Annotated in this window: 33 protein-coding genes, 1 tRNA gene and 1 pseudogene; 26 read left to right on the forward strand and 9 right to left on the reverse strand. The window is 72.1% G+C overall.

The annotated features are described in order from the left end of the window. The 20 genes from C8E97_RS33585 to C8E97_RS33680 all read left to right on the forward strand — a co-directional run. A partial coding sequence (locus C8E97_RS33585; RefSeq protein ID WP_211347321.1) for a helix-turn-helix domain-containing protein occupies positions 1-581 on the forward strand: 581 nt, incomplete at its 5' end. After that, a complete protein-coding gene (locus C8E97_RS33590; RefSeq protein ID WP_121012938.1) occupies positions 556-2226 on the forward strand; it encodes a terminase large subunit domain-containing protein in 1671 nt (556 codons plus the stop codon). The genes C8E97_RS33585 and C8E97_RS33590, both read left to right, overlap by 26 nt. Before the next feature lie 10 nt (positions 2227-2236). After that, a complete protein-coding gene (locus C8E97_RS33595) occupies positions 2237-2482 on the forward strand; it encodes a hypothetical protein (protein ID WP_121012940.1) in 246 nt (81 codons plus the stop codon). Further along, positions 2482-3663 carry a phage portal protein gene (locus tag C8E97_RS33600; protein WP_121012942.1) on the forward strand — a complete coding sequence of 394 codons (1182 nt, stop codon included), beginning with the start codon at positions 2482-2484 and terminating at the stop codon, positions 3661-3663. Before C8E97_RS33595 ends, C8E97_RS33600 begins: the two co-directional genes overlap by 1 nt. Further along, complete coding sequence (locus C8E97_RS33605) at positions 3663-4502, forward strand: HK97 family phage prohead protease (RefSeq protein WP_121012944.1); 840 nt, start codon at positions 3663-3665, stop codon at positions 4500-4502. Before C8E97_RS33600 ends, C8E97_RS33605 begins: the two co-directional genes overlap by 1 nt. Next, positions 4499-5980, forward strand: coding sequence for a phage major capsid protein (locus C8E97_RS33610; RefSeq protein WP_121012946.1), 1482 nt, complete (start codon positions 4499-4501; stop codon positions 5978-5980). Before C8E97_RS33605 ends, C8E97_RS33610 begins: the two co-directional genes overlap by 4 nt. Positions 5981-6062: 82 nt before the next feature. Then, on the forward strand, positions 6063-6440 hold the full coding sequence (locus C8E97_RS33615) for a hypothetical protein (RefSeq protein WP_147455308.1): 378 nt from the start codon (positions 6063-6065) through the stop codon (positions 6438-6440). Beyond that, positions 6440-7249, forward strand: a complete 810-nt coding sequence (locus tag C8E97_RS33620; RefSeq protein WP_121012950.1) for a hypothetical protein — start codon at positions 6440-6442, stop codon at positions 7247-7249. The genes C8E97_RS33615 and C8E97_RS33620 overlap by 1 nt, the downstream gene beginning before the upstream one ends. After that, positions 7249-7731, forward strand: coding sequence for a hypothetical protein (locus tag C8E97_RS33625; RefSeq protein ID WP_121012952.1), 483 nt, complete (start codon positions 7249-7251; stop codon positions 7729-7731). Before C8E97_RS33620 ends, C8E97_RS33625 begins: the two co-directional genes overlap by 1 nt. 45 nt (positions 7732-7776) lie before the next feature. Beyond that, entirely contained in the window at positions 7777-8097 is a 321-nt protein-coding gene (locus tag C8E97_RS33630; protein WP_121012954.1) for an SAP domain-containing protein, read from the forward strand. Beyond that, the gene (locus tag C8E97_RS33635) at positions 8094-9065 is read left to right on the forward strand and encodes a phage tail tube protein (protein ID WP_121012956.1); all 972 of its coding nucleotides are present in this window, start codon (positions 8094-8096) and stop codon (positions 9063-9065) included. The genes C8E97_RS33630 and C8E97_RS33635 overlap by 4 nt, the downstream gene beginning before the upstream one ends. A 19-nt stretch (positions 9066-9084) precedes the next feature. Further along, positions 9085-9687, forward strand: a complete 603-nt coding sequence (locus C8E97_RS33640; RefSeq protein WP_121012958.1) for a hypothetical protein — start codon at positions 9085-9087, stop codon at positions 9685-9687. Between the two features lie 13 nt (positions 9688-9700). Beyond that, positions 9701-10051: a hypothetical protein gene (locus C8E97_RS33645; protein ID WP_121012960.1), complete on the forward strand. Its 351-nt coding sequence runs from the start codon at positions 9701-9703 to the stop codon at positions 10049-10051. 42 nt (positions 10052-10093) lie between these two features. Continuing rightward, positions 10094-12502, forward strand: coding sequence for a coiled-coil domain-containing protein (locus tag C8E97_RS33650; RefSeq protein ID WP_121012962.1), 2409 nt, complete (start codon positions 10094-10096; stop codon positions 12500-12502). A 27-nt stretch (positions 12503-12529) separates the two neighbouring features. Continuing rightward, the gene (locus C8E97_RS33655; RefSeq protein ID WP_121012964.1) at positions 12530-13387 is read left to right on the forward strand and encodes a phage distal tail protein; all 858 of its coding nucleotides are present in this window, start codon (positions 12530-12532) and stop codon (positions 13385-13387) included. Between the two features lies 1 nt (position 13388). Next, on the forward strand, positions 13389-14528 hold the full coding sequence (locus tag C8E97_RS33660; RefSeq protein ID WP_121012966.1) for a siphovirus ReqiPepy6 Gp37-like family protein: 1140 nt from the start codon (positions 13389-13391) through the stop codon (positions 14526-14528). A gap of 5 nt (positions 14529-14533) precedes the next feature. Next, a complete protein-coding gene (locus C8E97_RS33665) occupies positions 14534-15493 on the forward strand; it encodes a hypothetical protein (protein WP_147455309.1) in 960 nt (319 codons plus the stop codon). Between the two features lie 115 nt (positions 15494-15608). Then, on the forward strand, positions 15609-16019 hold the full coding sequence (locus C8E97_RS33670; protein ID WP_121012970.1) for a hypothetical protein: 411 nt from the start codon (positions 15609-15611) through the stop codon (positions 16017-16019). 5 nt (positions 16020-16024) lie between these two features. Further along, positions 16025-17014 carry an N-acetylmuramoyl-L-alanine amidase gene (locus tag C8E97_RS33675; RefSeq protein WP_147455310.1) on the forward strand — a complete coding sequence of 330 codons (990 nt, stop codon included), beginning with the start codon at positions 16025-16027 and terminating at the stop codon, positions 17012-17014. Then, positions 17011-17328: a hypothetical protein gene (locus tag C8E97_RS33680; RefSeq protein ID WP_121012974.1), complete on the forward strand. Its 318-nt coding sequence runs from the start codon at positions 17011-17013 to the stop codon at positions 17326-17328. Before C8E97_RS33675 ends, C8E97_RS33680 begins: the two co-directional genes overlap by 4 nt. A gap of 78 nt (positions 17329-17406) precedes the next feature. Here the strand turns inward: C8E97_RS33680 and C8E97_RS33685 are convergent, their stop codons facing one another. The 8 genes from C8E97_RS33685 to C8E97_RS33715 all read right to left on the reverse strand — a co-directional run bounded on the left by C8E97_RS33685 (position 17407) and on the right by C8E97_RS33715 (position 22125). Continuing rightward, positions 17407-17715 (reverse strand): hypothetical protein, encoded by a 309-nt coding sequence (locus tag C8E97_RS33685; protein WP_121012976.1) that lies wholly within the window; start codon positions 17713-17715, stop codon positions 17407-17409. A 144-nt stretch (positions 17716-17859) separates the two neighbouring features. Then, positions 17860-18087 carry a hypothetical protein gene (locus tag C8E97_RS33690; protein WP_121012978.1) on the reverse strand — a complete coding sequence of 76 codons (228 nt, stop codon included), beginning with the start codon at positions 18085-18087 and terminating at the stop codon, positions 17860-17862. Continuing rightward, on the reverse strand, positions 18087-18743 hold the full coding sequence (locus C8E97_RS33695) for a hypothetical protein (RefSeq protein ID WP_121012980.1): 657 nt from the start codon (positions 18741-18743) through the stop codon (positions 18087-18089). Before C8E97_RS33695 ends, C8E97_RS33690 begins: the two co-directional genes overlap by 1 nt. Next, on the reverse strand, positions 18740-19999 hold the full coding sequence (locus tag C8E97_RS35060) for a hypothetical protein (protein WP_170212187.1): 1260 nt from the start codon (positions 19997-19999) through the stop codon (positions 18740-18742). Before C8E97_RS35060 ends, C8E97_RS33695 begins: the two co-directional genes overlap by 4 nt. Before the next feature lie 212 nt (positions 20000-20211). Next, positions 20212-20379 (reverse strand): hypothetical protein, encoded by a 168-nt coding sequence (locus C8E97_RS35065; protein WP_170212188.1) that lies wholly within the window; start codon positions 20377-20379, stop codon positions 20212-20214. Positions 20380-20581: 202 nt separating this feature from the next. Continuing rightward, positions 20582-20719, reverse strand: a complete 138-nt coding sequence (locus tag C8E97_RS35070; RefSeq protein WP_170212189.1) for a hypothetical protein — start codon at positions 20717-20719, stop codon at positions 20582-20584. Positions 20720-20851: 132 nt separating this feature from the next. After that, on the reverse strand, positions 20852-21241 hold the full coding sequence (locus tag C8E97_RS33710) for a hypothetical protein (RefSeq protein ID WP_121012984.1): 390 nt from the start codon (positions 21239-21241) through the stop codon (positions 20852-20854). A 395-nt stretch (positions 21242-21636) separates the two neighbouring features. Next, the gene (locus C8E97_RS33715; protein ID WP_121012986.1) at positions 21637-22125 is read right to left on the reverse strand and encodes a helix-turn-helix domain-containing protein; all 489 of its coding nucleotides are present in this window, start codon (positions 22123-22125) and stop codon (positions 21637-21639) included. A gap of 478 nt (positions 22126-22603) precedes the next feature. Between C8E97_RS33715 and C8E97_RS33720 the strand changes: the two genes are divergently transcribed. Together C8E97_RS33720 and C8E97_RS33725 are read left to right on the forward strand one after the other, a co-directional pair. Next, complete coding sequence (locus C8E97_RS33720; protein WP_121012988.1) at positions 22604-23419, forward strand: helix-turn-helix domain-containing protein; 816 nt, start codon at positions 22604-22606, stop codon at positions 23417-23419. 6 nt (positions 23420-23425) lie between these two features. Next, the gene (locus C8E97_RS33725; protein ID WP_121012990.1) at positions 23426-23608 is read left to right on the forward strand and encodes a DUF397 domain-containing protein; all 183 of its coding nucleotides are present in this window, start codon (positions 23426-23428) and stop codon (positions 23606-23608) included. A gap of 183 nt (positions 23609-23791) precedes the next feature. Here C8E97_RS33725 and C8E97_RS33730 read toward each other — a convergent pair. Further along, positions 23792-23864, reverse strand: a tRNA-Lys gene (locus C8E97_RS33730). 194 nt (positions 23865-24058) lie between these two features. On the opposite strand from C8E97_RS33730, the gene dusB reads away from it, so the two are divergent. From dusB to C8E97_RS36385, 4 genes and pseudogenes are all read left to right on the forward strand, one after another. Beyond that, positions 24059-25207 (forward strand): tRNA dihydrouridine synthase DusB, encoded by a 1149-nt coding sequence (gene dusB / locus C8E97_RS33735; RefSeq protein ID WP_121010444.1) that lies wholly within the window; start codon positions 24059-24061, stop codon positions 25205-25207. Then, positions 25200-25712, forward strand: coding sequence for a hypothetical protein (locus tag C8E97_RS33740; RefSeq protein WP_211347322.1), 513 nt, complete (start codon positions 25200-25202; stop codon positions 25710-25712). Before dusB ends, C8E97_RS33740 begins: the two co-directional genes overlap by 8 nt. 124 nt (positions 25713-25836) lie before the next feature. After that, complete coding sequence (locus C8E97_RS33745; protein ID WP_246019485.1) at positions 25837-26484, forward strand: diguanylate cyclase; 648 nt, start codon at positions 25837-25839, stop codon at positions 26482-26484. After that, positions 26481-26722 (forward strand): annotated as a pseudogene (locus C8E97_RS36385) (hypothetical protein); the annotation flags it as partial. The gene C8E97_RS33745 and the pseudogene C8E97_RS36385, both read left to right, overlap by 4 nt.

Raw genomic sequence — 26722 nt, forward strand, 5'->3', positions numbered from 1 at the left:
TGGTCGTTGCGATGACCGATCGGATCACCGTGATCAGCGATGCGATCGCCGCCGCGATCCGCGCGCACCGCAAGCGGCAGGGCATGACGCGCGAGGAGCTGGCGCGGGAGCTGTGGGATGTCGGCGCGCCGCAGACGATGTCGGCCGCGGTCGTCGGCTACATCGAGACCGGCCGCCGTGACAAGGACGGCGCCCGCCGCCGCGAGGTCACCGTCGACGAACTGGTGCTGATCGCCGCGGCGCTGTCCACGCCCGTGCGGGACCTGCTCGGCGAACACGCCGCGCAGTTCCAGTTCGACGACGCGCCGCCGTGCCAGGACTGCGCGCGGTCCGCCGAGGCACGCGGGCCGGTGAGTGCCCAGCTGCGCGCGGACGTCGCCGCGTTCGACGACGAGCTGGAGGACTTCGAGCGCTCACTGGTACAGGTCGCCGTCGCGCTGGCGGCGGAGATCGACCGCGGCAGCGACAAGCTGCCGGCGCTGACGCGCGAGCTGCGCGCCACCGTCGACCAGCTCGTGAAGGGACGCACAGCACCTCCCGCCGAGGAGGACGACCTTGACGACGCTGGAGACCCGGACTGAGGCGCTCCGAGCGCAGCTGGTCGAGCTGTACGGGCTGCACTGCATCCCGGCCTGGGGCACGCCCCGCGATCCGGCCGCGAAGACCTACGGCGGCAAGGCCGCGAAGTTCGCCGCGGCGCTGGGCACGCCGTACATGCCGTGGCAGCGCTACGTCTCCGACGTCGCGCTGGAGGTCGACCCGTACACCGGGCTGCTGCGCTACGACCAGGTGCTGCTGATGGTGCCCCGGCAGAGCGGCAAGACCACGCTGGAACTGGCGGTGATGGCGTGGCGGGCGTGCGGGTGGTCGCGGCAGAACATCCTCTACACCGCGCAGACCCGCAACGCCGCGAGAGAGAAGTGGGAAGAGGACCACGTGCCCGCGCTGGAGTCGGCGCCCTCGATCGCCAAGCGCATCCGGCGGGTCGTCTACACCAACGGGCGCGAGGCCATCAAGTGGCACAACCGGTCGCGCTGGGGCATCACGTCGAACACCGAGACGGCGGGCCACGGCCCGACGCTGGACATGGGCGTGATCGACGAGGCGTTTTCCCAGGAGGACAGCCGAACGGAGAACGCGATGCAGCCCGCGATGGTCACCAGGCCGCAGCCGCAGCTGTGGGTGGTGTCCACCGCGGGCACCGAGAAGTCGGTCTACCTCAACGACAAGCGCGAGGCGGCGCGTCGGATGGTGGAGGAGGCGTTCGAGACCGGCCGGCCCGCCCGTATCGCGGTGTTCGACTGGACCGCCGAGGGGATCGTCGACGCCGACGGCGTGGTCAGCTACGACCGCACCGACCGCCGGGTGTGGCGGATGGTGATGCCCGCGCTGGGGCACACGATCACCGAGGAGCGCATCCAGTCCCGGCTGGAGACGCTGCTGGCCGAGGGCAAGGGAGCGGAGTTCGACCGCGCCTACCTCAACGTCACCAGAACCGAGGTCGTGCGGGTCGACCCGAACGTGCCCTCGGCGGAGTGGCCCGACCTGCTCGACGAGGACTCCAAGCGCGGGCCGGAGATCGCGCTGGCGGTGGACATCACCCCGGACCGCCGGTGGGCGTGCATCGCGGTCTACAGCGTCCGCGACGACGGCCTGGAGCACGTCGAGGTCATCGACCACCGGGAGGGCACCAACTGGGTGCCCGCGCGGCTGCGGCAGCTCAAGGCGCGCTACAACCCGGTGGCGATCGCCGTGGACGCCAAGGGCCCGGCGGGCGCGCTGCTGCTGGAGTTGGAAGACGACAAGGCCGGCGGCATCGCCCGCCCCGACGACCCGGCCAAGCCCCGGCGCGGTGACCTGGCGGTGCCCACCGTGCAGGAGGTGGCCGCGGCGTGCGCCGCGTTCACCGACGCGTGCCGCCCGCCACGACCCGCGCCCGACGACGCGGACCAGGCCGACGACGCGGACGAACGAGCCGACGTCGACGAGGGCCAGGACGTCGACGAGACGGGCGTCGGCACCATCCGCCACATCGGACAGACCCCGCTCAACGTCGCCGTGGCCAACGCGATCAGCCGCCCTCTGGGTGATGCCTACGCCTGGGGCCGGCGGGTCTCCAGCGGCGACATCAGCCCGTTGGTGGCGGTGACCCTGGCGCGGTGGGCCTACCGGTCGCGGCTGCCCCTGGTGGCCGCCGCCTACGACCCGCTGGCCAACGTGTGGTGAGGAGGCACAGGTGCAGACGATCCGCAGGCCGCAGGCCCTGCGGCGGTGGTTGCCGGGAGCGGCGGCCGTCGCCGGGCACGCGGTGCGCCTGGTGCGCGACTACGGCACGGCGGTGGGCGGTGTGGCGGCGCTGTCGTGGGGTGCCGCGCAGGTCTACGGACCGGCCGGGTGGATCACCCTCGGCGCGCTGCTGCTCGCGGACCGGGTCGTCGACGACCACCGTGCGGCCCGTGAGCGGTCGGGGGGTGAGCGCTGATGGGGTTCCTGACCGGTAGGCGGGCCGCGCGCCCCGAACGGCGGGCGACGCAGTTCTCCCCGGTGCCGTATCCGGTGCTCGCGCCGCGCAGTTTCGCCGAGGTCGACCTGTCGATCGCGGAGGCGTCGTTGCAGTCGATCGCGGTGTTGGTCACCACCGACCTGATCGCCTCGCTGGGCTCGGAGCTGCCGATCGTGTGCTACCGCGGCCAGGACGACGACCGGGTCCGGGTGCCGCTGCCCTCGTACCTGCTCGACCCCGCCGGTGACGGGCACGGCGTCGAGGACTGGCTGTATCAGGCGCTGATGTCGTGGCTGCTGCGCGGCAACCTCTACGGCGACATCCTCGACCGGGCGCGCGGTGGGCACCCCACCCAGGTGCTGCTGCACCACCCGGACGAGGTGCGCGGCTGGCTCAGCGAGGGCCAGGAGGTGTGGTCGGTCAACGGCGAGCCGGTGACCGACCGGTCTCGGTGGCTGCACCGGCGGGTGCACCCGGTGGCCGGGCGTGTGCAGGGCCTGTCGCCGATCCAGTTCGCGGCCACCACGATCGGCCTGTCCATCACCGCCGCGCGCTACGGCGAGCAGTGGTTCCTGGACGGTGCGCACCCCTCGGCGCTGATGACCAACGACGAGGCCGAGCTGGACGGTGACAAGGCCAAGGTCGTCAAGGACCGGTTCGTCGCGGCCTTGTACGGCTCGCGTGAGCCGCTGGTGCTGGGCAAGGGCTGGAACTACCAGGCCATCCAGGTCACCGCCGAGGAATCGCAGTTCCTCGCGACGCAGAACTGGACGGAGGCGCAGTGCTCCCGGATCTACGGGCCGGGGTTCGCCGAGATCCTGGGATACGAGACCGGCGGGTCGATGCGCTACACCAACGTGGAGTCCCGCAACGCGCACCTGCTGGTCTACAGCATGAACAAGTGGCTCAAGCGGGCCGAGCGGCTGCTGTCGGGGATGTTGCCCAGGCCGCTGTATGTCGAGGTCGACCGCGACGCGCTGCTGGAGACCACCACCGTGGAGCGGTACCGGGCGCACGCGCTGGCGCTGTCGCACCGGTGGAAGACGGTCAACGAGGTCCGCAAGCGGGAACGGCTGCCGCGGGTGGCCTGGGGCGACCAGCCCAACGAGACCGGGCCGATCGCGCTGCCCGCCGGCGACGAGGACAAGGACGGCCAGTGATGAGCACCATCCAGTTGACCCTGCCGGACCTCGACGTCGTGCGCACCACGCTGGTGGCGTGTTCGTTGCGCGCGGCCGGGGACGACGGCGACGGCCAGGAGCAGGACGACCTCGGGCTGCTCGACGTGCGGTTCAGCCCGTTCAACTCCTGGTACCGGATTTCGAGCTGGTGGGAAGGCGACTTCCTGGAGCGCACGGTGCCCGGTGCGTTCAAGCGGACCATCGCGGCCCACCACGCGGCCAGCAGGGTCGACGCGCACAACATCAAGACCTTGTTCAACCACGGAATGGACGGCTTCATCGGGGACAAGCTGCTCGGCGAGATCACCGAGCTGGTCGAGGAGCCGGACTCGCCGCGGTCGACCGTGCGGTTGTGGGACACCTCCTACAACCGTGACCTGCTGCCGGGTCTGCGCGCACGCGCCTACGGCTCGTCGTTCATGTTCCGCGTGATCAAGGAGGAGTGGGACGAGGAACCGGGCAAGTCCGCGCACAACCCCGACGGCATCCCGGAGCGCACGATCAAGGAGGTCCGCCTGTTCGAGGCGGGCCCGGTCACCTGGCCCGCCTCGCCGACCGCGTCGGCCGGGATGCGCTGCGTCTCGGCCACCGACGCCTACTACGACCACCTCGCACGCCGTGACCCTGCGCGGGTCACCGCGATGCGGTCGCGCCTGACCGCACTCCGCAGCGACGGGCCCGCCTCGCGCACCCCGTCGTCGACCGGACCCGCGGACTCACCACCGACCGACCCGGCCGCGCGCCACTCGGGCGGACCCACGCACGCCGTGAGGCGTGCAGCCCTCTACCCGTTCCTGAAAGGAGGTTCGTCGACGTGAACATTGACGAACTGCGCGCCCGGATCGCCGAGATCGAGACCGAGCTGCGCAGCATCCACGAGACCGCCGGGGACCAGGCGCTCGACGAGGACCAGACCCGGCGGTGGGAGACGCTGGACACCGAGCTGGGCGAGGCGCGCCAGGCGCTGGCGACGGCCACGGAGACCGAGGCCCGCGCCGGGCGCGTCGCCCGGTCCCGCGCCGCGTTCGGCACGCGGATGGCGCCGCGCGGCACCGAGGACCCCATCGGCGAGCCGGACGGCATCGAGCAGGGTTACCGCGGGAACAACCCGTGGGACCTGGACGCGGTGACCCGGTCGCTGCACCGCGACGCACCGGAACGCGCCGGCCGCGAGCTGCGGGCCCGCGCGCTGGACGCGGTGGAGAAGGTCCGCGGCGTCAACGACGCATCCAAGCAGCACATCACGCAGCTGCTGGACCAGTTCGACATCGAGGAGGACGACGCCGAGGGCCGGGGTGCCCGCGCCATCGCCGCGCACATCATCGCCACCTCGTCCAAGGAGTACACGCGGGCGTGGTCCAAGGCGTTCAAGACCGCCGTCCGCAACGGGCACCCCGACGTCGAGGCCCTGGCCGTGCTCCAGCGCGCGGCGTCGCTGACCGACGCGGCGGGCGGCTACGCCGTCCCCCTGCCGGTGGACCCGACGCTGATCCTCAACGACAACGGCTCGGTGTCCCCGCTGCGGCGTATCGCCACGGTGCGCACGGCGACCACCGACGTCTACCGGACGGTCAACGCCACCGCGGTCACCGCGTCCTACGACGCCGAGGGCTCCGAGGTCTCCGACGACACCCCGGTGTGGGCCAACACGGACATCACGATGCACATGGCGCGTGGGTTCCTGCCGTTCAGCATCGAGATCGGCGGGGACTACCCCAACTGGACCGCCGACACGGCGTTCCTGCTCAACGACGCCAAGGTGAACCTGGAGAACACCAAGTTCGTCCTGGGTTCCGGCGTCGGCGAACCGGTGGGCATCGTCACCGCCCTGGCCGGTGGGGCGTTCGAGATCGCCTCGGCGGCCGCGGACACGCTCGCCCTGGCCGACGTCTACAAGCTGGACGAAGAGCTGCCCGAGCGGTTCTACGACCAGGCGCAGTGGTTGGCGCACAAGAAGATTTACAGCGCGCTGCGGCAGGCGGGTGGGTCCAATTTGGACGACTTCTGGGCCGACCTGGGCAAGGGGCAGCCCTCCGAGCTGCTGGGGCACCCGGTCAACAACGCCTCGGCGATGGACGGCGTGATCAACGCGACCCAGGACAACCGGGTCGCGATCCTCGGCGACTGGCAGTACTTCTGGATCATCGACCGGGTGGGCTTCTCTACTGAGCTGATCCCGCACCTGTTCCACACCGCCAACAACCGCCCCAGCGGCCAACGCGGAGTGTTCGCCTACTGGCGCAACGGTTCGGACAGCGTGAACGACCGCGCGTTCCGGATGCTCAACGTCACCTGATCCCCCAGCCGATCGTGGTGCGGTGCGTCCTGGTGGCGACGTACCGCACCGCGGTCACCCCTGCGACGCCCAGGAGGCGACGATGGCACCCAGGTACTTGCGCGCGACGTCGGGATTCATGACGGCGGACGGCGTGGTCGTGAAGGCCGGTCAGACCGTGGCGGCGGACGACCTTGTCGTCAAGGGCCGTGCCGAGTTCTTCCAGCCGCTGGGCGAGGAGATCGAGGCGGCCACGCGTGCGCCGGGCGAGCGGCGTGTCACGCCCGGTCGCGCCGCGCCCGACGTGGTCGTGATGTCCGCGGCGCGCTCCAGGCGCTCCCGCGCCCGCCAGGACAAGGTCAAGGCCGAACAGCAGACCGCACGGGACGAGACCGCGCGCCAGGATGCCGAGCAGGACACCGGCGACGCGCAGCCGGGCGACGCGGGCGAGGTCCGGGACGACGGCGGGGCGGGCGGCTGATGGCCTACGACCTCGGCGACACCGCGCAGCTGCGGGTCGAGGTGCGCGACGCCGGCGGCGCCCTGGCCGAACCGGGCAGTGCGCCCGTCCTGACCATCACCCTGCCCGACGGCAGCACCAGCACCCCGGCGGTGGCCAACCCGTCGGTCGGGGTCTACACCGCGTCCTACCCGACGGCGCAGGCCGGGCGGCACACCGTGCGCTGGGTGGCCACCGGCGCCAACGCCACGGCCGAGGTCGACATCCTCGACGTGCGGCCCGCGGACCGCGGCTGGTTGATCTCGCTGGCCGACGCCCGCGAAATGCTCAACCTGCGCTCCACCGCCGACGACGCCGAGCTGCGCGACTGGCTCGGCGCGGTCACCGTCGTCGTCGAGCGCACCACCGGGATCGCCTGGGTGCGGCGCAGCCGGGTGGAGACCGCGCGCGGCGGCCGACCGGGCATCGCGCTGACCCACCGGCCGATCACGGCGGTGACCGGCATGGTGCCGCTGTCGGCCGGCGGCACCACCTACCAGCCCGCGGACCTGACGTGGACTCCGTCCGGGGTGCTCAGGCTGCGCAGCGGCGCCGCGTTCCGGGCCGGTGAGTACACGATCAGCTACGTCGCCGGTGACGACGCCGCGATCCCCGAACACGTCACCGCGGCGGCGCGGATCATCCTCAAGCACCTGTGGGAGACCCAGCGCGGCGGCTCGTCGCTGCCCAGTCGCGGCGGTGACGAGGACTACGAGGCCGCGTTGATCGGCTACGCCATCCCCAACCGCGCGATCGAGTTGTTGGGCAAGCCGGTCGGGGGGTTCGCCTGATGCCCGCGCGTTCCGCCATCCCGGCCGCGCTCGACGCCCTGGTGGCGTTGTGCACCGCGGCCGCCGTCCCCGGAGGGCTGCTCGACGGCGTGGCCGTGATCGACGGCCCGCCGGTCGACGAGCCGACCGAGGAGCTGGTGCTGTACCTGGGCGACACCCCCGACGACGGCCCGGCCGTCACCGCGCAGCAGTCCTTCGCCACCTTCGGCGACGGCGCGAAGGACGAGGCCGCCGCGATCTACTGCACCGCGATCAGCCGGTCCGGCGACACCGACGTCAAGGCCGAACGCGACCGGGCGTTCGGGATCGTCGCCGCGGTCGAGCAGCTGCTGCGCCCCGGCCGTCCGGGAGCCGACCCGCGTCTGGGTGGTGCCGTGCAGTGGAGCGACGTGGGTGGCGAGGAGACCTACACCCCAGTGCAGACCGACAAGGGCTGCCTGGTCGAGGTCGGTTTCACCGTCCTGTTCCGCGCCCGCATCTGACCGGCCCGCCCTGGGCCGCCCAACACCGCAGAGGAGGGGACGACCGTGCTCGTCCGCTACGACGGCCCGCACGAGGCCGTGGAGGTACCCGCCGCCGGGCTGATCGTCGCGCGCGGCGACACCGTCGAGGTGCCCGACGCGCTCGGCGCGCGCCTGGTCGAACAGGCCGGGTGGACCGACCCGCCCGCGCAGCCCGCCACGCCCGGCTACGCGGCCATGCAGGTCGCGCAGCTGCGCGCCGAGTTGGACCGGCACGGGCTGCCCACCGACGGCCACCGCCAGGCCCTCGTCGCCCGCCTGTCCGAACACGACGCCCAGGCCGCCGACGTCGACGGCCGCGACACCGACAGGAGCGCCGACCGATGACCACTCCCACCGGGATCTCCGCGCGGCTGATGACCGCGGAGCAGGCGACCTACGCCACCGGCGCCGTGGTCGACCGCGGCGTCGAGTTCCGCCAGGAGAGCCTGAAGCTGGAAATCGCCCGGATCGCGTCGACCGCCCTGCGGGGCGGGACGCTCATCCAGCGCAGCGACCGGTGGAAGGCCGGTCGCCGGGCGGTGACCGGCGACATCACGATGGAGGTCGCCGACCGGGGTTTCGGCCGGTGGTTCAAGCACATGCTCGGCGGTGCGTCGACCGGTCAGCCGGACGCGGTGAACTCCCCGACGGTGTACCGGCACGTGTTCACGCCCGGCACCCTGCCGCCCGGTCTCACCGTCCAGGTCGGACGACCGGACGCCGCCGGTGTGGTGCGCCCGTTCACCTACACCGGCTGCCGAGTGCGGCAGTGGACGCTGGAGGCCACGGTCAACGAGCTGTTGACCCTCACCGTGGCGCTGATCGGCCGCGACGCCACCACCGAGACGCCGCTGGCCGAGCTGACCTACCCGGCCGGCGCGGAGCTGTTCTCGTTCATCCAGGGCTCGCTCACCGTGGACAGCTCGGCGATGCCGGTGCGCCGGTTCCAGATGCAGGGCGGCAACACCCTGGGCGACGAGCGGTACTTCCTGGGGAGCGCGCTGCGCGACCGGCCCGAGGAGATCGGGCTGCGGGAGATCACCGGCACGGTGGAGCCGGAGTTCACCTCGTTGGACGTCTACCACGCGTTCGTCGCGGGAAGCGAGGCGGAGATGGTGCTGAGGTTCCAGGGTGACGTGATCGAGGACGCCCTGCCCTACGCGCTGGAGGTCACCGCGAACGTCCGCTACGACGGCGCCGAGCCCAACGTCGACGGGCCCCAGCAGCTGCTCAACCCGTGGCCCTTCGCGGTGGTCGACAACGGCACGCTGTCGCTGGAGATCGCCTACCAGACCACCGACACCACGCCGTAGCCCGGCCCGGAGGTGTGCCGTGCCGGGGTTCCACGTGGCGGGCACCGACGCGTTCCGGCGGGCGGCCGCCGACCTCCGGGCCGCCGGGCGCGGTGACCTGACGCGGAAGATGACGGCCGGGATGCGCCGGGCGGCGGCGCCGGTGGTCACCGAGATGCAGGACCGGGTGCGCGGGGTGTCGACCAGGACGGTGCGCGCCGGGCGGCGCCTGGCCACCACGCGGACCGGACGGCGCGGCGGGGCGTCGGCGCGCCAGGCACGTGCCGCGCACGCCCTGCGCACCCGCCGCCGCCTCACCGACCGGGCCCGGATCACCGCGCACCGCCGGTCGGGGCTGCGGGACACGGTCGCCCGCGCCACCGGCGCCACGGCCTCGACCAGCCCCACCCGCGCCGCGGTGCGCATCCGCGCCGCCCAGGCCCGGATGCCGGCCGACCAGCGCAAGCTGCCCCGCCACCTGGACAAGGGTCGGTGGAGGCACCCGACCTTCGGCCGCGCGCCGTGGGTCACCCAGGTGGTCACCCCCGAGTGGTTCAGCGGTCCCCGCCGCCGGCACGGCCCGCGGGTGCGGACCGCCGCGCACGCCGTCGTGATCGACGTTCTGCACCGACTCGCCGACTGAAAGAGGCTCCACAGTGGACAGAAACCGACAGTGGCTGCGGTTCCGCCGCGGCGGGCAGCAGTGGGACCTGGACGTCCACCGGCTCACCGTCGACGACACCATCGCGCTCCAGGAGCTGGCCCGTGGCCGCACGTGGGGCCAGGTGCTGCTCGGCCTGGACCAGCTCGACATGGTCGCGGTCAAGGTGCTGCTGTGGGCGGCGCGCCGGGCGGCCGGCGACCCCGTGCCGTTCGGGGACCTGTCGTTCCCCTGGGGCGAACTGGCCTTCGAGTGGATCGACGGCCCCACCCGGCCGCAGGGCGGCGATCAGGCCGACACCGCGCCCGCACCGGCGGCGGCCCCCGACGGCGACACCGGCGACTGACCCGCGTGCCGGTCACCTCCCGCGATGAGGAGGTGAGCGGCCGTGGCCAACCGCGACCTCGTTTTCACCATCCTCGGCATCGACAAGGCGTCGCCGGCCTTCCGCTCGGCGGGCGACGCCGCCGAGCGGGCCGGACAGCGCATCGACCAGGCCGGGGCCACCGCCATCAAGACGATGGGCGGTGTGGCCGCGGCCTCGACCGCCGGCGGCGCGGCCGCCGCCCTGGCGATCGGCGGTCTGCCGGTGCTGTTCGGCGCCACGGCGGCCGCGGCGGTGGCGAGCAACGAGCAGGTCGCGAACAGCTTCTCCAACCTCGCGGACAACGTCGTCGACGACGTCCGGACCATGTCCGCGCCGCTCGTCGACGACTTCGTATACGCGGCCAACGAAGTGGGCCGCGCCTGGGGCCGCGACGTCGCCCCCGTGCTGAAGTCCATCTTCGCCGACCCCGCGATGGCGCACGGGGTGCGCGAGCTGGCATCCGGTGTCGGCGAGCTGGCGGCCGAGGCCATGCCGGGGATGCTGGAGAGCGTCCGGGCCAGCGGGCCGGTGATGACCGGCTTCCGGTCCGTGCTGCGCGACACCGGCAGCGGCGTGTCGGACTTCTTCGACAACGTCGCGGACTCCAGCGACAGCAGCGCCCGCGTGATCACCGGCTTCGGCCGCATCGTCGAGGACGTCCTGGGCGACGCGGGCGAGGTCATCGGCGACCTGGCCGATGTCGCCGCACCGCACATGGACCGCGTCGAGCAGGTCGTCGAGCGCGCCGGGGACTCGCTGCTCGGCCTGGCCGACGGCGCGCTGCCGATCATGGCCGACGCCGCCGGCGCCGGGATCTCCGCCGTGTCCGGGTTCCTGTCCGTGCTGGAGCCGTTCCAGAACACGCTCGGGGCCGGTGTGGGCGTGGCCCTGGCGGCGGCCGGCGGGTGGCGGCTGCTCACCGCCGCCGGAAACGGCTTCAGCAAGCTGGACCTGGGCGGCCGACTGGAGCGCACCGCGCTGTCGGCCGGGATCATGACCGAGAGCCTGACCGGCAGCGCCACCGCGGGCGAACGCGTGGCGTCCGCGGGCTCCCGGATGGGCACCGTGCTGTCCCGTGTGGGCTCGGCGATCCCGATCGTCGGCGCCGGTGTCGCCGCGCTGTCGCTGGTGCTGGACATCTCCGCGGAGCGGATGCGCACCGCGACCGCTGACGGCGCGCACCTGGCCGAAAGCCTGATCAAGGGCGGCAGCGAGGCGGACCGGGCACGCGCCAGGATCGCGACCCTGAGCGCGGAGAACACCGGATACCGGCAGCGGCTGGGCGAGCTGGAAGCGGCCCAGCGCGGAGCGGGCAAAGCAGCCGGTGCCTACTCCTCCGACCTCTCCGAGCTGCGCGACCGGATCGACGCCAACAACGCGACCATCCGCGAGTCGCAGCGCAGATACGACGAGATCCGCAACAGCCTCACGGGCGCCGAGCTGGCGCAGGTGAAGTACAACGAGGCCGTCGAGCGGTACGGCACCGCCTCGCCGGAAGCCGCCGCCGCGGGCGCGGCGTGGCGGGCCGCTCTGGACGAGGAGCGACGCAAGGCCAACGAGGCGGCCGAGGCCACCCGGACCCACACCGACCGCATCGTCGAACAGCAGAACGTGATGCTCGGCGCGGCCGGAGCCGGGCTGGGCTACCGCGGCGCGCTACTGGGAGTGGAGTCCGCGCAGAAGGCGCTCAACGACGCCACCAACCGCCACGGCCGCGACTCGCTGGAGGCGCGCGAGGCGTCGCTGGCCTACGAGCAGGCCCTGCTCGGCGCGGTCACCGCGCTGGGAGAGAAGACGGCGGCGGAGAACGCGAGCGCGTCGGAGTCCGAGCGGGCACGGCTGGTGACCCAGGCACAGGCGGCCGAAATCCTGCGCCTGGCCGCCGCCGCCGGCACCAACGCGCCCGAGAGCCTGCGGAACATGGTCCAGGCGCTGGACGCCACCACGCTGGCGGCCATCGGCGTCACCGGCCGGATCACCGAGACCGGCGCGGCGATCTACCGGCTGCCCGACGGCAAGGAGATCCTGCTCACCGGTGACCACGCCGACGCCATCCGCAAGATCGACGAGGTCAACGCGCGCCAGATGCGGGACAAGACCCTCTACATCAACCTGGTGACGCGTCAGGACTCGCGGGTCGCGGACGACTTCGGCGGCCCCGGCCGCGCGCACGGCGGCCGGGTCCGGGCAGGACAGCCGGTCACCGTGGGCGAAGAGGGACGCGAGCGGTTGATTCCGGCCGGTGACGGCTACGTGCTGCCGCACACCCAGACGGTGGCGCTGGAGCGCGCCGAACGGCTGGCCGGGCTGGGTGGCGCCGGCGGCACGCCGGTGACGCTGCACTACCACCTGACGGTGGTCAACGCGTCCAACAGCGAGATCGACCTGCGTACGCAGTTCCGGCGGCTGGAAGACGAGGCCGGGCTGTGACCGCCGGCGGGTCGGGGGTGATGCCCGATGCCCGAGGTCGTGGAGTGGATCGACCCTGACGGCCTGGTGACGGCCCTGGACTGCGACTGGGACGTCACCGGCCGCGGACTGCCGCCGCCCCGGCTGGACGAGACCGGGCTGCCCCAGCAACCCGGCCGGCTGCTGCGGGCCGTGTCCGACGACGTCCGCGACCACACCTGGACGCTGTGGCTGACCGGCACCAGCGAGGCCGACCTGTGGATTCGGCAGCGGGCCCTGCTGACCGCGATGGACCCCGAACGCGGGGACGGACTGCTGCGCGTCACCACCCCGGTCGGCGATCAGCGCGAGCTGGTGTGTCGGGCGATCGACGGGCTGCACCTGGTCGAACGGCTCGGGTCCACCAGCGGCCCGGAGGTCCAGCAGTACACGGTGACGTTCCGGTCGCACCGGCCCTACTGGCGCGACGTCGCCGACACCACCGCGGGCCCCTGGACGCCCGGCTCCGATCCGGGCGGGTTCTTCCCGTTCTTCCCGATCCGGCTGGTCAGCTCGGAAGTGTTCGCCGACGTGTCGATCGACAACGTCGGCGACGTCCCGTCGTGGCCTGTGTGGACGATCACCGGACCGGGACACGGCCTGACACTGCGGAACCTGACCACCGGCCGGGTCCTGTCGCTGCCCTCGGCCGCGCTCGCGGCGGGGCAGACGCTGACCATCGACACCCGGCCCCGGCGCAAGAGCATCCGGGTGGGCACCGCCAACTGGTTCGGCGAGATCACCACGACCAGCAGCCTGTGGTCGCTGGCCAAGGGGATCAACGTCATCCGGGTCGAGCTGGGCGCCGCCGCCGTCGACAGCTCCTCGGTGAGCCTGGCCTACCGACGCGAATACAAGGTGGTGTGACGTGAGCGACGAGTGGAAGGTCTACGTCCGCACGCCCGCGCTGCGCCGCGAGGCCGAGGTCGACGACTACGCGCAGCTGGACACCTACACGCGCCACCGCGACGTCGGCACCTGGGCGATGGAGATCGACGGCCGCTCACCCAACGCCGGGCTGCTGGTGCGGCCCGGCTGGGGGATCGAGGTCGTCCGCAACGGTGCCACGGTGTTCTCCGGACCGATGCGCCGGCCGGAACGACAGGTCGACGAGACCGGGAACGCGGTACGCATCACCGGGTGGGACGACATGGTCTGGTTGCGCCACCGCCTGGTGCACCCCGAGCCCACCACGCCCGCCCCGCCGTACTCGACCAGCGACTACGACGTGCGCACCGGCCACTGCTCGGCCGTGCTGCTCTACTACGTCAACCGCAACGCCGCCAGCGGCGCGTTGTCGCCCCGCCGCGTACCCGGCTTGCAGATCGCCGCCGACCCGGTGGCCGGTACCACGGTCACCGGCCGCGGCCGGTGGCAGCAGTTGCTGCCGTTCCTCCAGGATCTGGCGATCGCCGGCGGGGACATCGGGTTCCGCGTCCGGCAGGACGGCGCAGCCCTGGTCTTCGAGGTGTTCCGGCCCAGGGACCTGTCGTCCCGGATCAAGCTGTCCACCGAGCTGGGCACGCTCGCCAGGTACGAGTACGCGATTTCCCAGCCGGCCGCGAACTTCTTCGTCGTGGGCGGCAGCGGAGAGGGCACCGCCCGCACCGTCCGCGAGGGCCAGGACGCCGCGTCCATCGCCGCCGGCTGGCCGCGCATCGAGCGATGGGTGGACCGGCGCGACACCTCCGACACCGGTGTGCTCGACCAGGAGATCCGCGCGCAGGTGCTGTCCGAGGCGGGCGAGGTGTCCCTGGGCATCACCCCGGTCGACCTGGAGCACATGACCTACCTCACCGACTACGGCGTCGGCGACACCGTGTCCACGGTGGTCGACGAGATCACCCTGACCGAGGTCATCCGCGAGGCGCGCGTCCAGCTGCGCCCCGACGGGGTGACCATCGCGCCGTCGATCGGCACTCCCTCCTCCACCCATGCCCACCTGCTGCGCGCGTTCCGCGCGCTGCACGACCTCGACGGACGGCTGTCCAAACTGGAACGGAGGTGAGCACGATGGCGGTCCCCGCGCACACCTACGCCCCGTTCGACAACGGCCCCGGCGCCAACGTCTCGGAGGACACCTGGCGGCGGTTCATGAACTACATGCTCGGCCGCTCCGCGCCGGGCCACGGTGTCCTGCGCGGCGTCGGCAACACCCTGGAGGTCTACGCCGACGGCTCCGGGATGCAGGTCAAGATCCGGACCGGTGAGGCGTGGATCGGCGGACACTGGGGCGAGGTCGTCTCCGAGCTGACCCTGCCCATCGCCACCGCGCACGGCACGCTGCCCCGCCGAGACCGGGTCGTCGCGCGCACGGCCTACGGCGACAACCGGATCGAGTTCGACGTCCTGGAGGGCACGGCGGCCGAGTCGCCGTCCGCGCCGGGTGTGACGATCGACGGCACGCGGTGGGAGGTCCCGCTAGCCGTGGTCGACGTCCCCGCGCTGGACACGGTGATCGGGGCCACCCAGGTCGGCGACTCCCGCCGCTACGTCGAGGACAGCGAGCTGACCGCGCGGCTCACCGCCGACGTGACCCGCAACAACACCACCGCGTTCGTCGACCTCGCCGGGATGACGATCAACGCGTCCGGCATGGCCTACTACCTGGTCGACAGCTGGCTGGAGTACAGCTCCTCGACCACGGCCGACGTGAAGTTCGCCTTGAACGTGCCCACCGGCACCCAGGGCCGGATCACCGGCACCACGTTGGACATCGCCACGGGCACCAGCCTGGCGGGCACCTACAACGTCGGCTCCGCCGAGGCCGCGGTCGGGATCGCTGGCCACGGCGCCGGCGTCGGCACCAGGCTCGTCGCGCGGGTCACCGGCTGGATTCTCACCCCGGACGCCGCGAGCGGAGGCAGCCGGTTGACGGTGACGCCCCAGTTCGGACAGCTCGCCGCGGACCCCACGAACACCGTCCTTCACACCGGCTCCTGGTTCTCGCTGACCCGGTGGCGCGTGACCTGACCGGACACACACCGACGGAGCGCACCGGGATGACCGGCCGAGGCGTGCCTGCGTCCCGAACCACCCAGGTGCGCACGTCGACTGTGTGCGACACCACGATCCGAATGGAGCGGCCGTGGGGCCCGAAATCCTGTCCGCCGCGATCGCGGCGGCACCGCAGACGGCGATCCTGGCCTACCTGGTGATCCTGATCAAGCAGGTTATGGGGCACGCCACGGTCGACCGCGGTGACTACCGCGCCGACCTGGACGCCGCGGAGGAACGACACGCCGCGGAGATGACGCGGCTGCGCGACGCGTACAGCGCGGACCTCAGCGCCGTGCGGGAAAGCGCGGCGGCCGACGTCGCGGCCGTGCGCGCCGAGCTGGCCGAGGTGCGGCAGCGGCTGACCGACGTCTACGCCCAGTTGGATCAGGAGCGCCGCGCCCGCTGGCGGGCCGAGGACGTCGCCGCCGAGGTCCGCCGATCCGCCGTGACCACAACCGATCCCGAGGCGGGCACGCCGCCTCATCCACTTGGGAGGTGACCTCCTTGGCTCCTTACTCCAGTGACCGCCCGGCCCCGCCGTTCTTCATCGTCGTGCACACCGGCGAAGGCATCCTCGACCGGTTCGACATGGCGGCCTACCTGGACGACAACAGCGAGGCGTCCGCGCACGCCGCCGGGGACGCGGGCGGTGTCGTCGGTCCGCTCGTGCCCTACGCCCGTGCCGCGTGGACCGCCGGCGAGACGGCCAACAGCTACGGGTTGCACATCGAGCTGTGCGCGTTCGCGGCCATGAGCCGTGAGCAGTGGTTGTCCAGGGACGACGTGGACGTGTGGGTGCCGTGGATTCGCAACGGGGACGGGTCGCGCGGTGCGTGGCGGCGCGTCCGCTCGCCACTGTCCATGCTGCGCCACGCCGCCGAGTGGGCCCGCGACCGCTGTCGCGAGTTCGACATCACCGTCCGCAAGATCACCGCCGCCGATCTGCGCCGCGACGTGGACGGCATCTGCGGCCACGCCGACACCAGCGCGGCGTGGGGCGAGACCGACCACACCGACCCCGGCCCCGGCTTCCCGTGGCCCGAGTTCATCGCCCTCGTGCAGGGCGACGACGTCAAGGAGGACGACGTGCCTTTGGCAACCGAGATCGTATGGCGAGGTGAGCGCGGCTGGGGCAAGGCCAGCGACGCGCTCACCTCGGCGGAGGCGCAGGCGACGGAGGCCGCGCGCCACGGCGCGGCGACGCGCCAGGTGCTCACGGCGATGGCGGCGCAGGTGGCCGCGATCGCGGACCGGCGCGACGTGACGCCGGACGAGCTGGAGCGCATCACCCACGCGGCGGTGCGCGCGGCCCAGCAGGAGCAGACCGCCGAGCTGCTGGCCGCGCTGGACGGACGCCTGCCCGACCTGTTGGACGAGGCGGTGCTGGCCGAGGAGCTGGCGCGGCGGGGTGTCGGCGGCGCGTCCGTCGAGCAGGTCCGCGAGGCAGTGCGCGAGGTACTGCGTCGGGGCGTTGAGGGTGGTGTGTCCGCGTGACCGCACCCGCTCCAGACCGGACGCCGCTGCGGGGCATCGCGCGGCGGCTCGCCGTGGGCCTGGCGGTGCTCGGCGGCGCGGTGTCCGGGCTGGCCACGGTGGGCGCGATCACCGCCGAGCAGTCCGGCGCGCTCCAGGCCGTGCTGACCACCACGGCCGCCCTCGGCGCGGCCGTCACCTCCGCGCTCGCCGCGCTCGGCGTCGCCCGCCGCGGCGAGCCGCTGGTCACCCCGATGCACGATCCGCGCGACGATGCCGGCCGCCGCCTGGTGCCCGTCGACGCGGGCACGGACGGTGGGCGCTCCGCGCCGTGACCCGAGCAACGACGAGGCCCCGCACCGCCCACCCGTGAGGGTGGCGGTGCGGGGCCTCGTCGTCTCGTCGAACCCCTATCAGCAACGGGACGAGTAGACGCCACCACAGGTTGCCGACGACTGCGAGTCCGCCGCCACCCAGACGACGACCCCCAACGCCACGACCACCGTCGGGACGATGATCAGCGTCCAGACCAGGATGCGGCGGATCGAGTGCAGCAGCACCACCTGTTCGGTCATGGCCTGAGCCACCGCCTGATCCACCGACGACGACCGGATGCGGTGCAGCGACGCCTTGACGTAGTCGCTGTGCCAAGTCGGGCCGGTCGTCGCCTTGCTCGTCGACGGGTCGAACGCGATCGGCATCGGAGCCTGCGGCTCGGACATGCTGTGGCCTCCTCGTGGGTACTGGAGATGACGTCGGGGTGACGGCAGTCCGCGTTACGAACTGCTTCGGCTCGCCGCCGCCAGCGCGCGGACTGCCGCCGGTACGGCGAGCCGATCGGGGTAGGGCACGTTCGATTCGCGAGGTCAGATGATGATGACGTGTGCGGTTTCTCCACCGCGGCGCAGCAGGATCTGGTCGCCGACGACGCTGGCCTCGTAGAGGAGCTTGCCGTACCCGACCATCCGCCGGACCGCTTCGGTCATGGTGATGCCCTCGCGGTCGACGATCATCTGGAGCGCCTGTTCGGTGGCCGGGCTGATGTTGACGCTGAGCCGGGTGGGCTTGTCGACCGGGTTGTCCCCCGTGCGCATCACGTACGGCTGCGCGGGCTGATCCCGGTGTGCACGATCACCGCGCCCGCGTTCTCGTGCTCACGGCCGGCCTCGAACATCCGTACCAGGGAGATCAGCGCCGATGGGACCGCCCACGCGCGGCGGGTGCTCAGCGCGTCGTCGACGCACCGGCTCAGTACCGTGCGGCCGAGGGTGCCGTGCACGCTCGCCGTCGTCAGCAGGACGGCGCAGATTTCCTCCACTGGCCCGATGCGAACCGATGAGCCTCCCGATCCCCGCACCGACCAGGACACTCCGGGCCGCTCGGGCTCGGTCGCGTCGCCGAGCTGCATCACGTGCCCCTGGCGCAGTACGGCCCATGCGCGGCAGCCACCACGCCAGGCGGCGTCGATCATCGGGCCGCCGCCGGAGGTGACCACCACCAGATCCACCGGCGCGTGACCGGCGGCGGCCACCGCCTGTGCCGTCTCCGCCACGGCGGTCTCCGCTCCGCTGTCGACACCGACCTGCGCGCCCGTGCGCGCCGCGAACTGCGCGGCCTGGCGCGCACTCGGGTCGGCGCGGGCTCCGTCGGTGACGGCGACCGCCCACCGGTCACCGGTCACGGCCCGCTCGGCGGCGGTGACGAGCATCGGAGCGGTGCCCTGCTCGTGCGCCTCGTAGATCCCGATCATCCGTGCACCTCTCCGGGCTGCTCGTCCTCGGCGAGGCCGAGGGACTGTCGGATAAGCGCGGCGGCCGTCCGGCACGCCGCGGCCCGCTCGCGCCCGTCGGGCTGGTGGTCCAGCGACCGGGCGAGCGTGTCGAGCAGATCCGCCTCGTCGGCGGCCGGGCCGCCGGTCTGCTGGTAGATCGCGTCCGCGAGGTCGCACTGGCGCACGGCCGCGGCGTGCTCGCCGAGGCCCTGGAGCGCGAGAGCGATGCTGTGGTGGGCGTAGGCGGTGCCGGTCGGCACGCCGAGGCGGGCTCGGACCGCCAGCTCGCGCCGCGCCAGCTTCAGCCCCTGGTGGCAGTCGCCCCGCGCGGTGCGCATCCGGCTCAGGGCGGCCAGCGCGACGGCCTGGCCCATCGCGCTGGCCGTCTCCTCGGCCAGGTGGAGCGCCCCGGTGAGGTCGCGGTCGGCCTCACCATGCCGCCCCTGGTCGCGCCGGACCAAGGCGCGCTGCACCAGCGCCTCCTGGCGGCGGACGGGGTCGAGATCGTCCGCCGCCAGGACCAGCTGGAGGTCGGTGAGCGCGGGCACGTGCTGCCCCAGGCGACGGGCGGTGTCCGCGCGCCGCAGCCGCAGGTGCAGCTGCGCGCCGCGGTCGCCGACGGCCTCCGCGGCGTCGATGCCCACCGACTCGGCGTCCAGCCGCAGCGGCCACACCTCGCGGTGCCGCAGCGTCACGTGCCGGCTCGCCGACGCCAGCGCGATGATCACCTCGTGCCGACCGGCCACGCCCGCGGTCTGCTGCACGACGGCCAGCGTCGGCTGGAGGACACCCAGCCACGTCACCGCCTCATGCCACTCCGCCGCGAACGGCAACGGCACGCCGCCCGGTACAGGTCCCAGGTCGAGCGTGAGCCGTGCGGTCGCGGGGAACAGGATCTCGTCGGCGGCCAGCGCCGCGTGCGCGTACCACCGCATCATGTCCACGTCGGACCAGTCGTAGGGGTCGCGCGCGAACTCGGCCGCCATCATCGGGTGCCGGTCCAGGTACTCGCTGATGGCCGCGACCATCAGCGACGTGATGTTGGGCCGGTCGAAGTAGGCGATCTCCCAACCGGAGCGACGACCACCGCTCATCGTCAGCAGGTACCGCCAGCCGCTCGGACCCGCGCCGTCACGTGCGTACTCCACCGCCTCCAGCCGCACGTCGCCGACGTCACGCCGGGCGATCCGGACCGGCTCCTCGGCATGGGACGGCCCGCTCGGTCGCCACGTCACGAGCCCACACCCCCTCCTGCTCGATGCTGTCGTCGGCGTCGTCCCCGACCTCGACGTCCGCACACCCACTGCGTAACCGCTCGCACAACTGAAGGTGCGCGCTGCCGAACTCCCAGCGGCTCACGGTTTCCTCGATCTTTCCCACAGTCTCTCCATCCTCAGTGGACAGTCATAACCACAGGGCCCCTGCACCACCGCCTACGCGATGTCGGCTACTTGCCGGGCCGGTCGGTGTCGTCCTTGTCCTTGTTCTTGGCAGCGTCGACGGGGCACCCGGTACCCCGCTCGACCCGGCCGGGGTCGGTGGAGAGGTCGCGGACGATCCCGCGCAGCGCCTGCTCCACCCACCACGCCTCCCACTCGTCCCTCTCGTCGCCCATTGGTTCCCTTTCGCACAGATCATCGGCGCTCCCACGGTGTTCTCACCGCACGCAGGGGGGCGGATGCCCCTCCGGGGTCTGGCACGGAGGGGGCACCGCCTACGCCCCCGGTCGGGACTCGGGGGCGTAGGGCGTGCGCGCCGCGCCCCTGGCTGCGCACGCCATACCGGACCGCCGAGGAGGCGGGCGGCCCGCAGCAGCTTCAGCGGCTCGACGCGCCGGCGTCGCCGTCACCGGCCGGGTCGGACTCGGCCAGGTACCGTTCCAGCAGCTCGGTGGTCTCCTCGTCCAGCCCCTGCGCGGGTCTGGGGTCGTCGTCAGCCAGTCGCCATCCCGCCATCGTCTGTCCTCTCTGGATAGTGAGCGGGCTGTGTCCGCCCCTTCGAGGGGAGGCGGGGCGGGCACAGCCGGTGTGCGCGACGGGCGCGCACACCCTCACGAGCCGACGCGGGCCGGCCCGGAGATCACGGGGTCAGGGCACGCCGCCCGCGCGCTCCCGGTTCACGCCGACGGCCTCTGCCGAGGCGGAGACGTCGACCACCACGCCGTCCACCTGGAGCGGCGGCAGGACCAGCATCCGACGCGACATCACCTCGCACAGTCGCGCGAAGGCGCGCGCCTCGCCCGACAGCTCCTCCAACAGCTCGGCCGCAGCGTGCGCCGGGATGTCGTTGCCCAGCAGCCGCACGAACACGTTCGTCAGGGCCGACATCTGCTCGCGGATCACCGCGAGGTCGTCGTCCGTGACCCGCTCGTACCGGCTGGTCTGCCGGGCCGCCATCACGTCGCTCATGCCGCCCACCGCCCGGCGGGCGCGCCGGGCGCGGCAACCCAGCTCGGACGGCGGCCGAACCTCCACCACTCGACAAGATCATCCAGAGCGTTGATCAGCGGGCGGACCATCACGCCGCCTGCCTGTGCTGGCCCGCGCCGGCCACCCAAGCGTGACGCGGTCGACTGGGGGTGCCCGCGCTCGGGCGAGCACCCCCGCCCAGCACTGCGGCACGGTCATGTTGGCGCGTGTCGCAGTGGGGTCGCAGGGCTTCACGGGCGCGCCGCTCAACCTCGGCGTCCAGGCGAGCAGCGGCGCGCCGCGCAACCTCAGCGCGCCAGAGTGCAGCGTCGCGCCGCTCAGCCTCGGCGCTCAGAAGTACAGCGTCGCGCCGCGCGTCGCGCCGCGCGCTGGCCTGGTGCACGCCAAGAAGGATGAGCCCGCAAACGGCGAGGCAGCCCAGGATGTACAACACGAATTGCCATTCAAACGACATGACGGTTCTCCTGACCGACGAGTCGGGGATGAACTGAGAGGGGCCGCAGCAGCGCGAGCAGGTCGCGCACCGACAGTCCGCACAGCTGGGCCAGCGGAGCGATCGCCGCAGCTGGCAACACGACCTCGTGCGATGCCCTTAGGGCAGCCGTGGCGGACACCCAGGCGCGCAGAGGTTGCAGAGCGTCACTACCAGCGAGCGACCGGGCGTCGAGCGAAATGGAGCCGTACGGTCTGATGTCCAGGTCGCGGATTACTCGCTTGATGATGTCTTCGTGGTCGACTTCCAGCACCCAGCTCAACACAGTGAGTCGCCACGACGAAATTTCGCGACGGCCGGTCTCGACCGCTTCGAGCGTACGAGCGGTAAATGGGGTCTCGATGAGATCCTTCACCGCCCGAGCGACGTCTGGTCGCGTGAGGCCGCGCGCGGTCCGGCACTCTTGCAGAACTGCACCCAGTGCTCGCCGATAGCGCATCTCGTCTTGATGCACGTCCCGCCCCGGATCAGTCGCACTCGGACTTGCCTGGTCACGCCGTAGCTAGCCCCCCGGCCACCACAGCTTGAGAAGGTTGCAGCGTCAATCAGTTTCGCGTCGCGGTCAACCCTCATTCGCAATCTGACCCAGTAGCAAGAAACGCGGAAAGTTGAAGATTTAAGCAGTCTGTCCAAATGAGATCCATTGGCACGACGCGTAACGAGCACGTTACCGAGAAGAGTCCGTCCAACCGGGTGCACGGACCAGACCGCCCGACACGAAAGGGTTGACCGCGCCGGTTTCATCGGCCACGGAGGAAGAGCCATGATCGAATGCGCCACGCGGCCCTCCTCTCCGAGGATCACGCCCCGACGTGAGACCATCTCCGTCTGCAAGGCTTCGAACCTTGCGCAAGTTTGAGGCAGCGCGTGCAAGTGTGCAAGTTCCATCCGGGTGAATCGAGAAGAGTCGGAGCACCATGAGCCAGGCCAAAGCGGCAGGTCTCGGCGCGCAGCTGCGCGCCCTGCGGAAGTCCCGCAAGACCTCGATGAAGACGATCGCAAGCAAGTTGGGCTGGAGTGAGTCCAAGGTGTCCCGCATGGAGACCGGTCTCAGGACGGTGGAGTCGGAGGAGGTGGCCGCGTACCTCGCACTGCTGGGCGTCACCGGAGCCGAACGCGAACGGCTGATGGCAATGGCGAGGACCCCGACCGAGCCAGCGTGGCTGGAGACGATCACTGGCCTGCCCGAGAGTTCGATCACGCTGGCGACGTGGGAGTCCCAGGCGCGCTCGCTCACGGACTGGTCGCCGCTGCTGATTCCGGGGCTGCTTCAGACGATGGAGTACGGGCGGGCGTACATGCTCGCCGATCGCATCCCCGAGGCCGAGGTGGGCGTTCGCCTGATGGCACGCCAACACCGCCAGCAGGTGCTCGACCGGATCGACTACACGGCCATCGTTGACGAAACCGTGTTGCACCGACGCGTTGGCAGCGACAGAGTTCGCCGTAACCAGTTGCGCCACCTGCTCGACGTCGCGCACGAGCGTACCGGCGTCTCCATACGCGTCATCTCTGTCAGAGCTGAGGCACATGCTGGTCTGGTGAGCCCCTGGTTGCTCCTGGAGTTCGAAGAGAAACCACCTATGGTCCACATCGAATTGAGCAGGTCAGCCGTGTTCTTCGCAGAACCCGCCCAGACCGACACCTACGTGGCCACGCGCGCCCAGCTTCTTGCGCTTGCGATGGATGAGGGAGACTCGCTGAGGGTGATCGAGCACGCCCTGAGGGAGTGAGGTCCTATGGCACAGCCTGCGCCGTCCGGATGGCGGCGATCCAGCCGCAGCGGGTCGGAGTCGAACTGCGTCGAGATCAAGAGCGGCTTCGGCCTGCTGCGGGACTCCAAGCACCCTGAGGTTGAGCTGCCCATCCACCCGGCCGCGCTGCGTGCGTTCCTGCGCAGCGTGGGTCAGGCCGGCAGCTGACCGTGTCGTGGCTCGCGCCCCGCGGATGGTGGGCGCGAGCCACGACGCTCCGGTAGGCGCGGCGCCCTACGGCCGGTTGGTCCAGGGTCGCACTTCTGCACCACCGCTCACGCATCGCTCACGCAACGGCCCTCCCCGGCCCTGAAAGGGCTGGGGAGGGCCTTGTTCTTGCAGGTCAGAGGGTGGGCCGCCAGGGGCTCGAACCCTGAACCAACGGATTAAAAGTCCGCTGCTCTGCCAGTTGAGCTAGCGGCCCGTCGTCAAGGCTAGTGGAAGACGGCCGCCCGGTTCGATCGTGGTGACGTCACGTGGTGCGCGCCACAGGCGTGTCCGGATCGGTGGGCGCACCCCGACCGGGGCACCGCGGGCCGCACGTCCGGCCAAGCGCGGCCCGCACCCGATTCCGGCTGTGTCGTCCGCCACTGCCCACGCTGGGCGACAATGGCACGGATGTCCATCGCACCAGAGACCACCAAGTCCCTCCGGATCGGCCCGTACGCGGTCGACCCGGCGGTCGTGCTCGCGCCGATGGCGGGCATCACCAACGTCGCCTTCCGGCAGCTGTGCCGGGAGTTCGGCAGCCCCACGTCGCTCTACGTCTGCGAGATGATCACCGCGCGGGCCGTGGTCGAGCGGGACGCCAAGACGATGGAGATGATCACGTTCGGCGAGCACGAGCACCCCCGGTCGCTCCAGCTCTACGGCGTCGACCCCGCCTCCATGAGCGAGGCCACCAAAATCATCGTCGGCGAGGACCGCGCCGACCACATCGACATGAACTTCGGCTGCCCCGTCCCGAAGGTGACCCGCAAGGGCGGCGGCGCGGCGCTGCCGTACAAGCGGCGGCTGTTCCGGGAGATCGTGCGGGCCGCCGTGCGCGCCGCCGAGCCGGCCGGGGTGCCGGTGACGGTCAAGTTCCGGATCGGCATCGACGACGAGCACCTCACCTACCTCGACGCCGGGCGGATCGCCGAGGACGAGGGGGCGCAAGCGGTTGCGCTGCACGCGCGGACCGCCGCCCAGCGGTACTCCGGCCAGGCCGACTGGTCGGCCATCGCGCGGCTCAAGGAGGCGGTCGGCTCGATCCCCGTGCTCGGCAACGGTGACATCTTCAGCGCGCGGGACGCGCTGGACATGGTGGCCCGCACCGGGTGCGACGGCGTCGTGGTCGGGCGCGGCTGCCTGGGGCGGCCGTGGCTGTTCGGCGAGCTCCAGGCCGCCTTCCGCGGCGAGCCGATCCCGCCGGGACCGACGCTGGGCCGGGTCGCCGCGATCCTGGGGCGGCACGGGCGCCTGCTCGCCGACCACCTCGGCGAGGACAAGGGGATGCGCGACCTGCGCAAGCACGTGGCCTGGTACCTGAAGGGCTTCCCGGTGGGCGCGGAGCTGCGGCGCGGCCTGGCGATGGTCTCCACGCTCGGCGAGCTCGACGACCTGCTCGGCGCGCTGGACCCGCACGCCGAGTTCCCGCCGGACGCCGAGGGCCCGCGCGGGCGGCAGGGCTCGCCGGCGAAGGTCGTGCTGCCCGAGGGCTGGCTGGACGACCCGGAGGACGCGACCGTGCCGGTGGGCGCCGACGTGATGCACTCCGGTGGCTGACCCGGTGCTGCGGGTCGCGGCGGTCGCGCTCTGCCTGCTCGCGCTGACCGCCTGCGGCCCGCGGGTGAGCGGCACGGCACGCCCGCTCAAGGTCACCGACGTCGAGCGCGAGCTGGTGACCAGCTACTTCACCGCGTTGAACGAGGCGGGCGCGCAGGGCGTCGCCGAGCAGCGCGAACTGCTCGCCGAGACGCAGCACCCCGACTTCCGCGACGCCGGCTGCGAGCCGCCCGGCGGCACGATCAGGGTCGAGCCGACCCTGTCCACGCTGCGGCTCGACCCGTCCTGGACGCCGCCCGGCGAGGACGAGCACCCGCGCGGCGTGGTGCTGGTGATCGCCGTCACGCTGACCGTCGTGCGGGACGGCGCGGAGGTCGGCAGCCAGATCGGCTCCCAGCACATCGTCCTGCTCAACGGGAAGGCGTACGGGTTCGCGGCCCTGCGCGGGCTGACCCCCGGCGGGGGCGACCACGCACGGCGCACGATCCGGCACGCTGACCGCTGAACGTCACCGTTTCGGAGCAGTGCACGGTCAACCAGTCGAGGGAAATCCTCCTTTGACGCGTCCCCGCCGGCTCAAGCGCCGCCTCCTAGGGGACGACACCTTGGCAAGTAGGGAGGTGAGCGCGATGACCGCACTGCGACCCGAGGTCGCCGACAGCGACCGCGGCCCGGACGACCCGGACCGGACCGCGTCGGAGGGCACCGGTCTGGTGCAGCTGCCCGAGTTCGATCGCCACCGCTGCTCGCCTCCCGAGGCCAGTGGCGGCAGGCGTACCAGCACTGAGGTCGGCGTTCGACCCTGGTCTCCGCGGACCAGGACGTGCAGCCGCCAGGTGCCCGAGCAGCTCCGCCGCGAGGTCGACCCGGCTGCGGCGCGAGCACGCCGAGGCGCCCGCGAGCAGAGCCTGCGGGGACAGCCTGACCGACAGCTACAACCGCAGATACCCTGGACCAGCCGGCTGCTGGACATGGTGCCGCCGAGCACGCGTCCGGCGACGGCCTGGGCCATCGCCCTGATCGACCTGGACTGGTTCAAGCAGGTCAACGACACCTTCGGGCACCTGCTGGGCGACCGGGTCCTCCAGCGGGTCGTCGAGCTGCTCCAGGAGGAGCTGCCGGAGGGCGGGTTTCTGCGCCCGGTACGGCGGCGAGGAGTTCGTCCTGGTGCTGCCGGGGGTGGACGTCCACCCGGCGGGGGTGGCGATCGCCGAGTCGGCGCGGCTGCGTGTCGAGCGTCACGCCTGGGGCGTCCCTGGCACCCGGTTTGCGGGTGACGGTGAGCATCGGGTTGGCTTATGAGCCTCCCGTGGGGGACTCGCCGACGCGTCCCCCGGTGGCTCCGGACCAACAGCTGCTGCGCGCGGACAGCCTGCTCTACACCGCCAAGCAGTCGGGACGGAACGCCGTCGCCTATCGCGAGAACGGTCGGGTGCGCCTGGCCGGGGCCGCGGGGACGGCGCGGGATCGCCGAGCCGCGGGTTGCCGGTTACTGACTTCACCCGGCAATTCACC

The sequence above is a fragment of the Saccharothrix australiensis genome, assembly GCF_003634935.1.
GTDB classification, from domain to species: Bacteria; Actinomycetota; Actinomycetes; order Mycobacteriales; family Pseudonocardiaceae; genus Actinosynnema; species Actinosynnema australiense.

Coding starts and splice junctions, on each gene's coding strand:
- C8E97_RS33635 (WP_121012956.1), top strand. CDS start 8,094: ATGACCACTCCCACCGGGATCTCCGCGCGGCTGATGACCGCGGAGCAG.
- C8E97_RS33685 (WP_121012976.1), bottom strand. CDS start 17,715: ATGTCCGAGCCGCAGGCTCCGATGCCGATCGCGTTCGACCCGTCGACG.
- C8E97_RS35070 (WP_170212189.1), bottom strand. CDS start 20,719: ATGGCGGGATGGCGACTGGCTGACGACGACCCCAGACCCGCGCAGGGG.
- C8E97_RS33725 (WP_121012990.1), top strand. CDS start 23,426: ATGGCACAGCCTGCGCCGTCCGGATGGCGGCGATCCAGCCGCAGCGGG.
- C8E97_RS35065 (WP_170212188.1), bottom strand. CDS start 20,379: ATGGGCGACGAGAGGGACGAGTGGGAGGCGTGGTGGGTGGAGCAGGCG.
- C8E97_RS33690 (WP_121012978.1), bottom strand. CDS start 18,087: ATGCGCACGGGGGACAACCCGGTCGACAAGCCCACCCGGCTCAGCGTC.
- dusB (WP_121010444.1), top strand. CDS start 24,059: ATGTCCATCGCACCAGAGACCACCAAGTCCCTCCGGATCGGCCCGTAC.
- C8E97_RS33615 (WP_147455308.1), top strand. CDS start 6,063: ATGGCACCCAGGTACTTGCGCGCGACGTCGGGATTCATGACGGCGGAC.
- C8E97_RS33625 (WP_121012952.1), top strand. CDS start 7,249: ATGCCCGCGCGTTCCGCCATCCCGGCCGCGCTCGACGCCCTGGTGGCG.
- C8E97_RS33600 (WP_121012942.1), top strand. CDS start 2,482: ATGGGGTTCCTGACCGGTAGGCGGGCCGCGCGCCCCGAACGGCGGGCG.
- C8E97_RS33655 (WP_121012964.1), top strand. CDS start 12,530: ATGCCCGAGGTCGTGGAGTGGATCGACCCTGACGGCCTGGTGACGGCC.
- C8E97_RS33745 (WP_246019485.1), top strand. CDS start 25,837: ATGACCGCACTGCGACCCGAGGTCGCCGACAGCGACCGCGGCCCGGAC.
- C8E97_RS33665 (WP_147455309.1), top strand. CDS start 14,534: ATGGCGGTCCCCGCGCACACCTACGCCCCGTTCGACAACGGCCCCGGC.
- C8E97_RS33715 (WP_121012986.1), bottom strand. CDS start 22,125: ATGCGCTATCGGCGAGCACTGGGTGCAGTTCTGCAAGAGTGCCGGACC.
- C8E97_RS33720 (WP_121012988.1), top strand. CDS start 22,604: ATGAGCCAGGCCAAAGCGGCAGGTCTCGGCGCGCAGCTGCGCGCCCTG.
- C8E97_RS33620 (WP_121012950.1), top strand. CDS start 6,440: ATGGCCTACGACCTCGGCGACACCGCGCAGCTGCGGGTCGAGGTGCGC.
- C8E97_RS33695 (WP_121012980.1), bottom strand. CDS start 18,743: ATGATCGGGATCTACGAGGCGCACGAGCAGGGCACCGCTCCGATGCTC.
- C8E97_RS33605 (WP_121012944.1), top strand. CDS start 3,663: ATGAGCACCATCCAGTTGACCCTGCCGGACCTCGACGTCGTGCGCACC.